We start from the raw sequence: 14,967 nt of genomic DNA, 5'->3' as shown, positions 1-14,967 counted from the left end.
GGAGAAAAGCGCCGAGCGGGGCTCGGCGCTACCGATACGGGATCAGTGACCGCCCGCGGCGGCGGAACTGCCTGCGCCCGCGCCGAACGGCGGCTTGGCCAGCCACAGGAACGCGATGATGGCCAGGAAGATCCAGCCCAGCAGGAAGAAGATGTCATTGAAGCCCATCTGCGATGCCTGATGGTTGATCATCGTGTTCAGTGCTGCCGCGCCGTGCTGCAGGTCGCCCTGCCCCATCGCGGTGACCTGTTCCTGCATGCCTGGCCGGTACACGGAGATGTGCTCGGTGATGTCCGCATGATGCACTTGCGTGCGGCGCGCCCACAGCCACGTGGTCAGTGACGCGGCAAAGCTGCCGCCCAGCGTACGCAGGAAGGTGGCCAGCCCGGAACCCGCGGCGATCTCGCGCCCGTCCAGGTCCGACAGCAGGATCTGCAGCACGGGCATGAAGAACAGCGCCACGCCAACGCCCATCAGCAGCTGCACGCCTGCTACATGCTGGAAGTCCACCTGCAGGTTGAAGTCCGAACGCATGAAGCTGGTGAAGGACAGGAAGACGAAGGCCACCGTCGCCAGCATGCGCATGTCGAAGCGCGACGCGTACTTGCCCACGAACGGCGTCATGATCACCGGCAGGATGCCGATCGGCGCGGTCGCCAGGCCGGCCCAGATCGCGGTGTAGCCCATGTCCCGCTGCAACCACTGCGGAATGAGCAACGACACGCTGAAGAACGCGGCGTACGCCACCACCATCGCCATCGTGCCCGCGCGGAAATTGCGATGGCGGAACAACCGCAGGTCGACGATGGGGTCCTTGTCGGTCAGCTCCCAGATCAGGAACACGGCCAAGGCCACGACAGACACGCACGCCAGCGCGACGATCATCGGCGAACTGAACCAGTCTTCGTCGTTGCCCAGATCCAGCACCAGCTGCAGGGCGCCGACACCGATCACCAGCGTGACCAGGCCGACGTAATCCATCTTCGGCTTTTCGATCTGCTCCGGCCGCCCCTTCATCTGGTTGCCGACCACCAGCGCCGCGAAAATGCCCAACGGCACGTTGATCAGGAAGATCCATTCCCAGCTGTAGTTGTCGGTGATCCAGCCGCCCAGGATCGGCCCGCAGATGGGTGCCACCACGGTGATCATGGCCAACAGGGCCAGCGCCTGGCCGCGTTTCTCACGCGGATAGATCGACACCAGCAGCGACTGGGTGATCGGGTACATCGGGCCGGCGACGAAGCCCTGCAGGGCGCGTGACACCACCAGCATGCCCATGCTCTGGGCAAGGCCGCACAACAGCGAGGCAATGGTGAAGGCCAATGTGGCCCATACAAACAGCTTGGTTTCGCCGAAGCGGCGGCTCATCCAGCCGGTCAAGGGCAGCGCGATCGCGGTGCTGACCGCGAACGAGGTGATGACCCATGTCGCCTGCTGCGAGCTGGCGCCGAGATTGCCGGCGATGGTCGGCAGCGACACATTGGCGATGGTGGTGTCGAGCACCTGCATGAACGACGCCATCGCCAGGCCAGCCGTGCACAAGGCGATGTTGGGTGGCAGGAAGCCAGCGGCCGGGGCCGCCGGTGCACCCGGCGTACCGGGTGCGGCAGGGGCTTGGGAAGACATGGGCCGTCAGCCTGCCTTGGCTGTGCGCGGCGGCGTGGCCGGCGCGGTGGAGGGCGACGGACGGCCCGCAGCCGACACCACCGGCGCACCGGCCGTCTGCGGCAGGTTGCCCTGGATGATCGTATGGATCATGTCGTCGGCATCATGCAGCTGCTTGGCATACACGTCCGTGTCGAACACCGAACCGGTCGCTGCCTGGCTGGGCAGCACTTCGCCCTTCTGGTCACGCAAGCTGACCTCGGCCTTCATCGACAGGCCGATGCGCAGCGGGTGCTCGGCCAACTGCTTGGCATCGATGGCGATGCGCACCGGCACGCGCTGCACGATCTTGATCCAGTTGCCGCTGGCGTTCTGTGCCGGCAGCAGCGAGAACGCCGAGCCGGTACCCATGCCCAGGCTGGTCAGGCGTCCCTTGTAGCTGACATCGCCGCCATACAGATCCGAACGCAGCTCCACTTCCTGGCCCAGGCGCATGTGCCGCAGCTGGGTTTCCTTGAAGTTGGCTTCCACCCACATCTGATCGGTGGGCACCACCGCCATCAGCGCATTGCCCGGCTGCACGCGCTGGCCGACCTGCACCGAGCGACGCGCCACGTAGCCGGTGACCGGCGAGACGATGCCGGCGCGCGCATTGTTGAGCCACGCCTGGCGCAGCTGCGCAGCGGCGGCCTGCACGTCGGGCTGGGTGGCGATCACCGTGTCATCGACCAGTGCGCGGCTGCGTTCGAACGTCTCGCGCGAACCGGCAACGGCGGCTTCCGCAGCGGCCAGTTCATTGCGCGCATGCGACAGCTCTTCATCGGAAATGGCGCCGGTGGCGGCCAGGTCCTTGCGGCGGGCGAAATCATCGCGTGCGCGCTTCAACGTGACCTGCCGTGCATTCAACTCGGCCTGTGCACCTTCGGCGCTGCGGTACAGGCCACGCACCTGGCGCACCGTACCGGCAAGCTGGGCTTCTGCCTGTTGCAGCGCTACCTCGGTATCGGCTGGATCCAGCTGTACCAGCAACTGACCGCGCTCGACACGCATGCCATCGTCGGCCGCGATACCGACCACCGTGCCGGTGATCAGCGGGGTGATCTGCACCTGGTTGCCGCCCACGTAGGCGTCGTCGGTTTCTTCGAACCAGCGGCCGAACATGAAATACCACAGGGCCGCTGCGGCGATCAGCAGCAGCACGATCACAAGCAGTCCGCGCAGCAGCTTGCCGCGACGGCTGGGAGCGGCGGGCGCCGCGGGGGTAGAGGTCTGGCTCATGGGAGATGTCTTCAGGAATGCGAGGAATCGGAAAGAGGGGCAGCACGCACGGTGTCATCGGCAGCCGGCTGGAAGCCGCCGCCCAACGCCTGGCTGAGACGCACCGATGACAACAGCTGCTGCGACTGCAGGCCGGCCAGCCGCTGCTGCGCCTGCAGCAGGGTGGACTGCGCGGTCAGTACATCCAGATAGCCGCCGATGCCGGCGCGATACCGCTGGTCAGCCAGACCGTGCGCAGCGCGCGCGGTATCCACCGCCTGCTGCTGCGACTGCGCCTGCTGCTGCAGCGAGCGCACCGCGTTGACCTGGTCGGCCACCTGGTGCAATGCGTCCACCAGCCCTTGGTTGTACGTGGCGACGGCGAGGTCGTACTCGGCGTCACGGCTGTCCAGGCCCGCGCGCAGACGCCCACCCTCGAAGATCGGCAGGCTCAGCGCCGGGCCGATGTAGGCAAACGTGGATTCGCGCTGCAGCAGGTCGCCGAGGTTCGGTGCGACGACGCCGGCCAGCGCGGTGAGATTCAGGCTCGGATAGAACGCCGCCTTGGCCGCATCGATCTGCCGGCCGGCCGCTTCCACCCGCCAGCGTGCCGCCACGATGTCCGGGCGGCGCCCCAGCAGTTCGCTGGGCAACACGCCCGGCAGCTGCAGCGCCATCGGGTCCAATGCATGCGGACGCCCAATCTGCAGGCCCCGGTCCGGCCCCTGCCCGACCAGCGCCGCCAGTGCGGTACGCCCTTCATCAATCTGCTGCTGGGCGGCCTGCAGCTGCTGCTGCGCCGCCGGTACGCGCGATTCGGCCTGGCGCACCTGCAGGTCACTGTCGATGCCGGCGGCGCGGCGCTGGCGGGTGAGCTGCAGGGTTTTCTGCGAACGCGCCAACTCTTCCTCGGCCACATCGTGCAACTGCCATGCGTAGGCCAGCCCGGCGTAAGCCTGGGCGATGTTGGAGGACAGATTCAGGCGCGCCGCCTGCGCGTCGATCTCCGCCGCATGCGCGCTGTCCACCGCCGCTTCCCAGGTGGCGCGCTTGCCGCCCCACAGGTCCACGCCGTAGCTGAAGTTGAGGGCGAGCTGGCTGCTGCCCACGTAGTGACCGCCGGTTTCATCGCCCAGCATGGATTCGGGCAGGCGCAGACCCGTATAGCCGCCGGATACCGAGAGACTGGGCAACTGGTCGGCACGCGCGCCCCCCACCTGCGATCGTGCCTGGCGCAGCCGCGCATCGGCCGCATCCAGGCTGGGGTGGCTGGCCAACCCTTCTTCGATCAGGGCATCCAGCTGCGGGTCCCCCAGTGCTTTCCACCAGTCCTGCGCGGGGAAGCCGGCCGCGCCCAGCGAGGCGCCCGTCAACGTGCGGCTGCTGTGCAGCGCATCGGCATCCAACAGCGCGCCGTGCGGCTGCAGCCCGCGGCTGCTGGCACAGGCGGCGAGTGCCAACACCAGGCCGGCCAACAACAGGGGCCGGCCCTGGCGCCATGTAGAAACAAGAAGGATGGAAGTCATGGGGTCGTCAATGAGTCGCGGATTCGGGTCAACAGGGAGAGCAGCTGCGCACGTTCGTCGGCGCTGAGCTCGCGGGAGGCGTAATCGATCACATCCTCGCCGCGCTTCTGCAGGCGAGCCCACAGCGCGCGACCTTCATCGGTCAGCACGATCTGCAGCGCACGCCGGTCCATCGCATGTGCTTCGCGGCGCACACAGCCCAGCGCCTCCAGCTTGTCCAGCAGGCGCGTCACCGCGCTGGGCACCTGGTCGATGGCCTTGGCCAGTTCGTTCGCCGTGCACGGTGCGGTCCGGGACAGGACCTTCAGGCCGATGTAATGGGTGAAATTGAGGCCGAGGTTCTCTTCGGCCATGGAAGCGTCCAACTGCCGGACCAGGCCATCGCGCACCTGGCGCAACAACAGGCCGAAACTGGGAGGTGTTGTATCGGGACAGATCATGCCGCACATTCTCTTCCAAAAAATATATTTCTCAATGGAAATATTCGATCTGGCACCGAATGCTGTGTTGCAACAATGTGAGTGATCGGGAGACGGCTACCTTAATGAGCGTGCGCGCTGGCCCGGTAGTACAATCCAGCCAATGAATGGTGTTATCGAGCCACTTGTGGCCCTTATCAGTCCACCGGACGTGCCGCTGCCGGTACGCCAGGGTCCGGACGTCGTGGCCGCCCGGCAGGTGATGCGGGAAAGCGCGCTGGAGTGGTTCGAGCGCCTCGATGGCCTGCCCGTGGTGGGCTTCCACATCGACAGTGCGAAGGGGTTGGCGCATGAGGTGGATTGGCATGCCCATGGCCGCGCCCAGCTTATCTGCGTGGAAAGTGGTCTGCTGACCACGCGTACGCGTCACGGCACGTGGTCGCTGGCGCCCGGCTCGGCGGGCTGGATGCCTGCGGGCGAACCGCACACCGTGGCCATTGACGGGCCTCTGCGGGGCTGGGGCATGGTGCTGGCGCCGACGTTGTGCCATGACCTGCCCGCTGATCCCTGTGTGATCGGCATCTCCCCCCTGCTGCAGGCCGTGGCCTTGCGGGTATGCGAATGGACACCTGCCGAGCGCGTCACTTCGCGCCAGCAGCACCTGGTGGAGGTGCTGCTTGACGAGCTGCGCACGGCCCCGCGACAACGGATGCACCTGCCCATGCCGCGCGACAGGCGCCTGCTGAAGATCGCCTCGCAGCTGCTCGCCGACCCCGCCGATGACCGCAGTCTTGCGCAATGGGCCGCGTGGGCAGGCCTGTCGACCCGTTCATTGACCCGCCATTTCCGCGAGGAGACCACGCTCAGCTTCGCCCATTGGCGGCAACAGGCCCGCCTGGCCGAGGCACTGCGCCAGCTCAGCGAGGGACGGCCGGTGGCCGATATCGCCCACGGGCTGGGCTTCAGCAGTTCCAGCGCGTTCGTCACGGTGTTCCGCCGCCACTTCGGCGTGCCGCCGGGACGCTATCTTGCACGGGCAGCGCAGGGACTCGATCCACCGCGCGGCTTGGCTTCTCCGGCCGCATCCGGATAATCACCCTATTGCGAGGGCGACGGCCGTCGCCGCCTCCGAACACAGGTAACAACCCCGCATGACCGATCTTGCCCGCCCCGTCTTCCACGGCTTCGAACAGCTGCCGCTGCGCGAATATGCCGAGCGCGCCTACCTCGACTACTCGATGTATGTGGTCCTGGACCGTGCGCTGCCCTTCCTCGGCGACGGCCTCAAGCCCGTGCAGCGCCGCATCATCTATGCGATGAGCGAGCTGGGCTTGAACGCAGGCTCCAAACCGAAGAAGTCCGCGCGCACCGTCGGCGATGTCATCGGCAAGTACCATCCGCATGGCGACAGCGCCTGCTACGAGGCACTGGTGCTGATGGCCCAGCCGTTCTCGTACCGCTATCCCCTGATCGAAGGCCAGGGCAACTTCGGTTCCAGCGATGACCCGAAGTCGTTCGCCGCGATGCGCTACACCGAATCCAAGCTGACCCCGATCGCGGAAGTGCTGCTGGGCGAGCTCGGCCACGGCACGACCGACTGGACGCCGAACTTCGACGGCACCATGCAGGAGCCGACCTGGATGCCGGCGCGGCTGCCGCACCTGCTGCTCAACGGCACTACCGGCATCGCCGTGGGCATGGCCACCGATGTGCCCCCGCATAATCTCAACGAGATCGTCAGCGCGCTGCTGCATCTGCTGGAAGATCCCGATGCCAGCGTGCGCGACCTGTGCGAGCACGTGAAGGGGCCGGACTACCCGTCCAACGCGGAGATCATCACCCCCGCCGCCGATCTGCTGCACCTGTATGAAACCGGCCACGGCAGCGTGCGTGCGCGGTCGACCTACCTGAAAGAGAACGGCAACGTGGTGGTCAACGCCCTGCCCTTCCAGGTGTCGCCGTCCAAGGTGATCGAACAGATCGCCGCACAGATGCGGGCCAAGAAGCTGCCGTGGATCGAAGACGTGCGCGATGAGTCCGACCACGCCAACCCGGTACGGGTGGTGCTGGTGCCGCGTTCCAACCGCGTCGATGCCGACCAGCTGATGGGCCACCTGTTCGCCACCACGGACATGGAACGCAGCTACCGGGTGAACCTCAACGTGATCGGCCTGGACGGCCGCCCGCAGGTGAAGAACCTCAAGACCCTGCTCAGCGAATGGCTGGCGTTCCGCAGCAGCACCGTGGTCCGCCGCCTGCAGCATCGCCTGCAGAAGGTCGAGCGTCGCCTGCACCTGTTGGAAGGCCTGCTGGTCGCCTTCCTCAACCTGGATGAAGTGATCCACATCATCCGGACCGAAGACGAACCGAAGGCCGCACTGATCGCGCGCTTCGGCCTGTCCGACGACCAGGCCGAGTACATCCTGGAAACCAAGCTGAAGCAGCTTGCGCGCCTGGAAGAAATGAAGATCCGCGGCGAGCAGGATGAGCTGGCCAAAGAGCGCGACAAGATCCTCGGCATCCTGGACAGCAAGGCCAAGCTGAAGAAGCTGATCAAGGACGAACTGACGGCCGATGCCAAGAAGTTCGGCGACGCACGTCGTTCGCCGCTGGTGCAGCGCGGTGCGGCGCAGGCCATCGATGAAACCGAGCTGGTACCGAGCGAGCCGATGACCGTCGTGCTGTCGGAGAAGGGCTGGATCCGCGCGGCCAAGGGCCACGACGTGGACCCGTCATCGCTGAACTACCGCGACGGTGACAGCCTGTTGGCTTCGGTCCGCGCCCGCAGCACGCAGCAGGTCGCCTTCCTCGACAGTGAAGGCCGCGCCTATTCCACCGCGGTGCACACCCTGCCTTCGGCCCGCGGCAATGGCGAGCCGCTGACCGGGCGCTTTTCGCCTGCATCGGGGACGAGTTTCGTCACCCTGGCGAGCGCCGAACCGACCGGACGCTTCGTGCTGGCCTCCACGCACGGCTATGGCTTCGTGACCCGCTTCGAGAACCTGATCGGCCGCAACAAGGCCGGCAAGGCGATGCTGAACCTGGCGTCGGGCTCGTCGGTGCTGCAGCCGGCCGTATTGGCCAACGTGGACACCGACCGCATCGTCGCTGTGACCAGTTCGGGCAACCTGCTGGCGATCGCCGCCAGCGACCTGCCGGAACTGGACAAGGGCAAGGGCAACAAGATCATCGAGATCCCGAAAGCCAAGCTGGCCACCGAGCGGGTGGTGGCAGTGGTGGCGATCAGCCCTGGCCAGACCCTGCAGGTCCGCAGCGGACAGCGCACGATGGGCCTGAAGTTCAGCGAGCTCGACACCTACCTGGGCACGCGTGCCACGCGCGGCCACCTGCTGCCGCGCGGCTGGCAGAAGGTGGAAGGGCTGTCGGTGGAGTGAGCTGACTCCGTGCTGCCTGCGGGTAGAGCCGACTTCAGTCGGCTGGTCTCTGGTAGAGCCGACTTCAGTCGGCTGGTCCGGAGAAGCCGACTAAAGTCGGCTCTACCAGTCAGCCCCACCAGTCGGTGCCACCCGTCGCCCCCACCAAACGGTGTGACCCGTCGCCCCACCAGTCGGTGCCACCCGTCAGCCCCACCCATCGGTGCCGCCCATCAGCCCCGCCAATCAGCTCCACCAACGCATTGTCAGACACAAAAAAGCCGGGGAATCCCCGGCTTTTTCATTGCTGGCTGGCGCGAGGCTGGCTGGCTACACGGTCAGTGCGCGACAGCGCCCTTGCCGTCGATCTTGCTCAGCTGGTAAAGCTCCAGGCCGATGCGCTGGATCAGACCCAGCTGCTGCTCCAGCCACCACGCGTGGTCTTCCTCGGTGTCCTTCAGCTGTACCAGCAACATGTCGCGGCTGACATAGTCACCGTTGGCTTCGCACAGCTTCATGCCGGCAGCCAGGTTGTTGCGCACCGCGTACTCGGTATCCAGGTCCTTGCGCAGCATCTCCTCGACGGTGACGCCGGGCTCGAAGGCGTGCGCGCGCATGTCCGGGTCGCCGCCCAGGAACAGGATGCGCCGCAGCAGCGCATCGGCATGCTCGGTCTCTTCCTGCATTTCGTGGTTCAGGCGTTCGTACAGCGCGAACAGGCCCTGGTCCTCGTAACGGCGGGAATGGATGAAGTACTGGTCGCGGGCGGCAAGCTCGCCGCGCAACAGTTCTTTCAGGCAGGCGATGACGTCCGGATTGCCTTTCATGGGGGATGCTCCTGTGACTCGATGACGCCATGGTGCCCTATCCAGAAATACGGTGATCTAATCGGAATCAATCGCAGTCGCGTCTCTCCTGCGATCTGTCCTGAAGGGTGGCTACAATCGGTTCACCCCCGGTCCGGCAAGGAAGCGTCCCATGCGTCGATGGTTGTTGCGCTTGTTCTGGTTGTTCGTCGTCGTGCTGGTGGCTGCGGGTAGTTCGGCATGGTGGATGCTGCGTGGCAGCCTGGCGCCGCTGGACGGCGAGGCCTCCCTTACCGGGCTGCAGGCACCGGTGACGATCACCCGCGATGCATTGGGGGTCGTGACCCTCGAAGGCAGCAGCCAGATCGATGTCATGCGCGCGCTGGGCCAGGTGCATGCGCAGGAACGCGGCTTCGAGATGGACCTGATGCGGCGCAGTGCCGCCGGTGAATTGTCCGCCCTGTTCGGTCCTGCTGCACTGGATCTGGACAAGCGCATGCGCGTGCATCGCCTGCGTGACCGGGCAGCGCGCGAGCCGGTCAGTGCCGAGCTGCGCGCGTACGTCGAGGGCGTGAACGAGGGCATGTCCGGGCTGCGCGTGCGGCCCTGGCCCTATCTGCTGCTGCGCCAGCGCCCCACCCCGTGGCAGGCCAGCGACAGCCTGCTGACCGGCTATGCCATGTACGCCGACCTGCAGGATCCTTCGAACCAGAACGAGCTGGCCTACCGTCGCCTGCGCGAGGTGATGCCACCCGCGCTGTATGGGCTGCTCAGCCACGGCGGCAGCAGCTGGGACGCACCGTTGATGGGTGATGCGCGCGGCGATGCGACGCTGCCCGGTGCCGAGGTGCTGGACCTGCGCGCACTGCCCTCCGGGCCGGTGGCCCCTGCTGCGGAAAAGGACGTCACCGGCAGCAACAATTTCGCCGTGGCCGGCGCGCTGACGGCGGATGGCCGCGCCATCCTGGCCGACGACATGCACCTGGGACAGCGCGCCCCGAATATCTGGTTCCGCGTGCGCCTGCGCTACCCCGATGCCCAGGCACCGGGTGGGCGGGTGGATGTCAGTGGGTTCTCACTGCCCGGCCTGCCCGCCATCGTCGTCGGCAGCAACGGCCACGTCGCCTGGGGCTTCACCAACAGCTTCATCGATACCGCCGATTTCCAGCCGGTCCCCGCAGGGGCCTCGATGACCGAACATCGCGAACGCATCGAGGTGGCAGGCGGCGATCCCGTGGACTTCATCGTGCGCGAGACGGCGTGGGGGCCGGTGCTGCATCAGCGTCCTGATGGCTCGGGCGAGGCACTGCGCTGGGTCGCACACCAGCCCGGTGCGATCAGCCTGGCGCTCGCTGATCTGGCGCGCGCGGGAGACCTGGACGCCGCGCTGCGCGTCGCCGACCGCACGCGCATTCCGGCGCAGAATCTGTTGCTGGCCGACAGCAGTGGACGCATCGCGTGGCGACTGCTGGGTGCACGGCCTGCGCGCACGGCTGACTGCCTGCCGGCCGACATGCATGCGCTGCCGCATGCCGGTTGCGCCGCGTGGACGATCCGCAGTGATGCAGCCCCTTCGTTGATCGATCCCCCCGGGCAGCGACTGTGGACCGCCAACGGGCGTGTGCTGGAGGGTGCCGAGCTGACGATTGCCGGTGACGCAGGGTATGACCTCGGTGCACGTGCGGGACAGATCCGCGATGCACTGCAGGCCAGCGAGCGCTTCACGGAGAAAGACCTGCTGGCCATCCAGCTCGACGATCGGGCGTTGTTCCTGCAGCGCTGGTGGGTCGTGCTACGCACTGTGGTGAAGGATTCGCGGGATCCAGCGCTGCAACGGCTGGAAGCCGTCACCCGCGTCTGGGACGGCCATGCGTCCGTGGATTCGGTGAGCTACCGGATGGTCCGCGGATTCCGTGGCAGGGTGCAGGATGCCGTATCCGCCGGACTGTTGGCACCGGCGAAACAGGCACTGGGCGAGGAATGGCTGGAGCCGAATCTGGTGCAGTTCGAAGGGGTGCTGTGGCCGTTGGTCAGTCAGCGCCCGGCGCATCTGCTGCCGGCGACGTATGCCACGTGGGATGCCCTGCTGATCGATGCGGCGAAGGGCCTGGAAACCAGTCTGTCCGCGCAGGGACCGCTGGCCGAGCGCACGTGGGGCGAACGCAATACGGCGGCGATCTGTCACCCGATCAGCCGCGCGCTACCTGCGCTGGCGCAGCGCTGGCTGTGCATGCCAGCCGATCCGCTGCCTGGCGACAACAACATGCCGCGTGTGCAAGGTCCCGCCTTCGGTGCATCGCAGCGCATGGTGGTATCACCCGGGCACGAAGCCGACGGCATCATCCACATGCCGGGCGGCCAGAGCGGACATCCCCTGTCACCGTTCTGGGCCGCCGGCCACGACGACTACGTGCACGGCCGCCCCACCCCGTTCCTGCCGGGTCCGACCACACACACACTGACCCTGAAGCCCGCACCCTGATCCGGTAGAGCCGACGTGGTAGAGCCGACTTCAGTCGGCTGTCGTTGCCATCACGTCTCCGGCAACGCGTTCCGGTTGCCACCGCTGCGCTCGCCGAGCACGGCTCGGCGCTACCGGGCGACCGGTGAACGGGCTTTGGTAGCGCCGAGCCGTGCTCGGCGGAACGGGTCAGCGCGTGTGGTCTGGGTGCAGCCGACTGAAGTCGGCTCTACCCGGCGGATCTGCCCCGCCAGGGCAGCGCCGAATCGGACGGGTTATGCCAGCGCGGATTCGTGCACGCCGGCAATCGCGCGGCCTGACGGGTCTGCCGCGTTGGCGAAGCTGGCATCCCACGCAATGGCCGCAGGCGACGAGCAGGCGATCGACTTGCCACCGGGCACCGTTTCGGCGGCGGCATGGCTGGGGAAATACTGCTCGAACACGTGGCGGTAGTAATACGCTTCCTTGGTCTGCGGTGGATTGTGCGGGAAGCGCTTGTCCGCCGCAGCCAGTACCCGGTCGCTGACCTGCGCCTCGGCGTGCGCCTTCAGGCCGTCGATCCACCCATAGCCCACGCCATCGCTGAACTGCTCTTTCTGACGCCACAGGATGCTGTCCGGCAGGTAACCTTCGAACGCTGCGCGCAGCACGCCCTTCTCCACCCGGCGCCCGCCAGATGCATCGCTACCCACCATCTTGTGCACGGCATCGAAACGCATCGCCACATCGAGGAACTCGCGGTCCAGGAACGGCACGCGCGGCTCGACCCCCCACGCCATCATCGACTTGTTCGCGCGCAGGCAGTCGTAGTTGCTCAGCGCATCGAGCTTGCGCACCAGCTCGGCATGGAACTCACGTGCATCCGGCGCCTTGTGGAAGTACAGGTAGCCCCCGAAGATTTCGTCACTGCCCTCGCCCGACAGCACCATCTTCACCCCCATCGCCTTGATCCGACGTGCGAGCAGAAACATCGGCGTCGACGCCCGGATGGTGGTGACATCATAGGTCTCGATATGACGGATCACCTCGGGCAGGACGTCCAGACCTTCTTCGAAGGTGTATTCAAAGCCGTGGTGCACGGTGCCCAACGCTTCGGCGGCGATGGCCGCGGCGGCCAGGTCGGGTGAGCCCTTCAGGCCGATGGCGAAGGAATGCAGGCGCGGCCACCACGCCTCGCTCTCGCCGCCGTCTTCAATGCGCCTGCGCGCATAACGCGCCGCCACGGCGGCCACCAGTGACGAATCCAGTCCGCCGGAGAGCAGGACGCCGTACGGCACATCGCTCATCAACTGGCGTTCAACCGCACGCTCAAAGGCAACGCGCAGTTCGGCCAGATCCACCGGCGTGCCCTGCACGGCGTCGTAGTCACGCCAGGACGGCTGGTAATAGCGCACCAGTTCATCGCTGGCGCTGTCGTAGAAGTGGCCGGGTGGGAACTGCGCGGCGTCCGCACAGGTGTCGACCAATGCCTTCAGCTCGGACGCCACCCGCAGCCTTCCCTGCGCGTCATGGCCCCAGTACAGCGGCACCACGCCGATCGGGTCGCGCGCGATCAACACGCGCGCCGCCGCCTTATCCCACAGGGCGAAGGCGAAGATGCCGTTGAGACGTTCCAGCCAGCGCGTCGGATCACCCTCGCGGTACAGCGCATTGATGACCTCGCAGTCCGAACCGGTCTGGAACGCGTACGGCTGGGTGAGCTCGGCCTTCAGTTGCTGGTGGTTGTAGATTTCGCCGTTGACCGCCAGCGCCAGTTCTCCGTCTTCGGACAGCAGCGGCTGCGAGCCGCCGGCCGGGTCAACGATGGCGAGGCGCTCGTGCACCAGCAGGGCGCCGTCATCGAGATAGACCCCGCTCCAATCCGGTCCGCGATGACGCTGACGCTGCGAGGATTCCAGCGCGTGGCGACGCAGCGCGGGGAGGTCGTCGCCGGCCTGCAGGCCGAATATTCCGAAGATCGAACACATGGGGTGCAACTCCTGTTTGGGGGTGTATACGCGATGGGGGTGTTCGACCGGCCACCTTGGCCCGGGGTCCGCTCCGGGCACAAAAAAACCCGCATCGGCCGATGCGGGTTTCTGGTGTCCGGGTATGATGGTGCTTTATCTACCCTGGGCGCAGTCCCGCATCGGCCGCGCACGATTATTCGCGCGCAGATTATTGCGGTTGGTGGTGGTGACGGCGGTGGCGAGGTGGCGGTGCATGGGATTGAACGTAGCGCGCCTGTGCGGCGGGTGCAACTGTTGCGTTGGCAACGAACGGTCATCGAGCGGCGGAGCCCCTCGCGGTGGCGGGCCGAGAAACGGGCTGCGGCGTGGACCGGACGGGGAGGCAATGCGGGGCACGCGTGAATCCGTCCATGGAGCTCTTCGCGGCTCCTGCCGCTCAAGGCCCCGCATTCCCTCCCCGTCCGGCCCCTGACAGATTCCGATGGCCGCCAGCCGCGGAAAAAAGATGAAGTGCGGGAGCGCGCGATGCGATCGGGACCGTGGGCGCCGTTGCGCGGATAATGGGTGGGATGAAACTACGTATCTTGCCTTTCGGCCTTGTCATCATGGTGCTGCTTCAGGCCTGCAGCAGTGTGCCGCGTACGCCTGTCGCCCGCGCTGCGCAGATCGAGCGGGAGGCCGCAGATGGGCGTGTCGATAGTGCATTGGAGGCGGCCCAGCGCTATGAAATATTCAATGATCCGCGCGCGGTGTACTGGTACGAGCGCGCTGCGGCGGTGACGCCACGCACCTTTGATACCACGCGCGCCGAGTCGGCACTGGGGCGCATCTGGGAGAGTGGTCAACTGCTGCACGGTGATGGCCCGGATATCGTGCAGGCGTCGCCGTTGCGGGCGTCGCCGCGTCGCGCGGAACGCGCGTATCGCGCTTCGGCCGAGCACGGAAATGCGTTGGCGATGCTGGAACTGGCGCGGTTCCACCGACTCCAGGGCGATGCGCGGCTAGCACTGCGCTGGGACCTGCGGGCAACGGTGTACAACCACATGTCCTCGGAATCTTCTCGACTGCCACAGGCCGTCGCACCGCAGCACGGACAGGAGCATCCGTTGGTCACCGATATCCGGGCACGTGCGCAGGCCGGGGATGTGGAGGCTCAGGTGGATCTGGGCGCACTGTTTGAGACCGGTATCGGACTGGAGCGCGATGGCGTTCAGGCACTCCAGTGGTATCAGCGGGCCGGCAACCGGGGCAACGTTTACGGGCAGTACTTCAGCGGATTGCTGCTGGGTCGTGGCCGGGCGGGCGTGACGCGCGATCTGGATGCAGCCGCCGGGTGGTTCGCAAAGGCCCATGCGCAGGATTTTCACCTGGCCGGCGAGGCGATATGGCGCAAAAGTATAGAGCCGCCGTTCTGGACGTTCGACTGACGCGCGGTCGACGCCGCGGCCGCCGCTGCGCTCGCCGAGCGTGGCTCGGCGCTACCGGGTGACCGGTGAACGGGCTTTGGTAGCGCCGAGCCGTGCTCGGCGGAATGGGTCAGCGCGCGTGGGTGGGGGCAGCCGACTGAAGT

Annotated in this window: 9 protein-coding genes and 1 pseudogene; 4 read left to right on the top strand and 6 right to left on the bottom strand. The window is 66.6% G+C overall.

Annotated features, from left to right (window positions below; all coding sequences use genetic code 11):
- Positions 1-42 precede the first annotated feature (42 nt).
- From IFT65_RS04075 to IFT65_RS04060, 4 genes and pseudogenes are all read right to left on the bottom strand, one after another.
- Positions 43-1,626 (bottom strand): DHA2 family efflux MFS transporter permease subunit, encoded by a 1,584-nt coding sequence (locus IFT65_RS04075; protein ID WP_188324548.1) that lies wholly within the window; start codon positions 1,624-1,626, stop codon positions 43-45.
- Positions 1,627-1,722: 96 nt separating this feature from the next.
- A pseudogene (gene emrA, locus IFT65_RS04070) lies at positions 1,723-2,883 on the bottom strand (multidrug efflux MFS transporter periplasmic adaptor subunit EmrA); the annotation flags it as partial.
- Positions 2,884-2,894: 11 nt separating this feature from the next.
- On the bottom strand, positions 2,895-4,388 hold the full coding sequence (locus tag IFT65_RS04065; protein ID WP_192080379.1) for an efflux transporter outer membrane subunit: 1,494 nt from the start codon (positions 4,386-4,388) through the stop codon (positions 2,895-2,897).
- A complete protein-coding gene (locus IFT65_RS04060; RefSeq protein WP_188324551.1) occupies positions 4,385-4,828 on the bottom strand; it encodes a MarR family transcriptional regulator in 444 nt (147 codons plus the stop codon). The genes IFT65_RS04065 and IFT65_RS04060 overlap by 4 nt, the downstream gene beginning before the upstream one ends.
- A gap of 241 nt (positions 4,829-5,069) precedes the next feature.
- Between IFT65_RS04060 and IFT65_RS04055 the strand changes: the two genes are divergently transcribed.
- Both IFT65_RS04055 and parC read left to right on the top strand, forming a co-directional pair.
- Positions 5,070-5,900, top strand: coding sequence for a helix-turn-helix transcriptional regulator (locus tag IFT65_RS04055; RefSeq protein ID WP_249405055.1), 831 nt, complete (start codon positions 5,070-5,072; stop codon positions 5,898-5,900).
- Between the two features lie 58 nt (positions 5,901-5,958).
- On the top strand, positions 5,959-8,202 hold the full coding sequence (parC, locus tag IFT65_RS04050; protein WP_192080375.1) for a DNA topoisomerase IV subunit A: 2,244 nt from the start codon (positions 5,959-5,961) through the stop codon (positions 8,200-8,202).
- Between the two features lie 317 nt (positions 8,203-8,519).
- On the opposite strand, the gene bfr is transcribed toward parC, so the two are convergent.
- Positions 8,520-9,008: a bacterioferritin gene (gene bfr / locus IFT65_RS04045; protein ID WP_188324554.1), complete on the bottom strand. Its 489-nt coding sequence runs from the start codon at positions 9,006-9,008 to the stop codon at positions 8,520-8,522.
- A 151-nt stretch (positions 9,009-9,159) separates the two neighbouring features.
- Between bfr and IFT65_RS04040 the strand changes: the two genes are divergently transcribed.
- Positions 9,160-11,469: a penicillin acylase family protein gene (locus IFT65_RS04040; RefSeq protein WP_192080373.1), complete on the top strand. Its 2,310-nt coding sequence runs from the start codon at positions 9,160-9,162 to the stop codon at positions 11,467-11,469.
- Between the two features lie 254 nt (positions 11,470-11,723).
- Here the strand turns inward: IFT65_RS04040 and asnB are convergent, their stop codons facing one another.
- The gene (gene asnB / locus IFT65_RS04035; protein ID WP_192080371.1) at positions 11,724-13,415 is read right to left on the bottom strand and encodes an asparagine synthase B; all 1,692 of its coding nucleotides are present in this window, start codon (positions 13,413-13,415) and stop codon (positions 11,724-11,726) included.
- Positions 13,416-13,966: 551 nt separating this feature from the next.
- Between asnB and IFT65_RS04030 the strand changes: the two genes are divergently transcribed.
- Positions 13,967-14,824 (top strand): tetratricopeptide repeat protein, encoded by an 858-nt coding sequence (locus tag IFT65_RS04030; RefSeq protein WP_192080369.1) that lies wholly within the window; start codon positions 13,967-13,969, stop codon positions 14,822-14,824.
- Positions 14,825-14,967 lie beyond the last annotated feature (143 nt).

The sequence above is a fragment of the Stenotrophomonas sp. CFBP 13725 genome (assembly GCF_014841935.1).
Taxonomy (GTDB): Bacteria; Pseudomonadota; Gammaproteobacteria; order Xanthomonadales; family Xanthomonadaceae; genus Stenotrophomonas.
The sequence above is the reverse complement of the archived record's forward strand: the minus strand, read 5'-3'. Positions and strand labels throughout refer to the sequence as shown.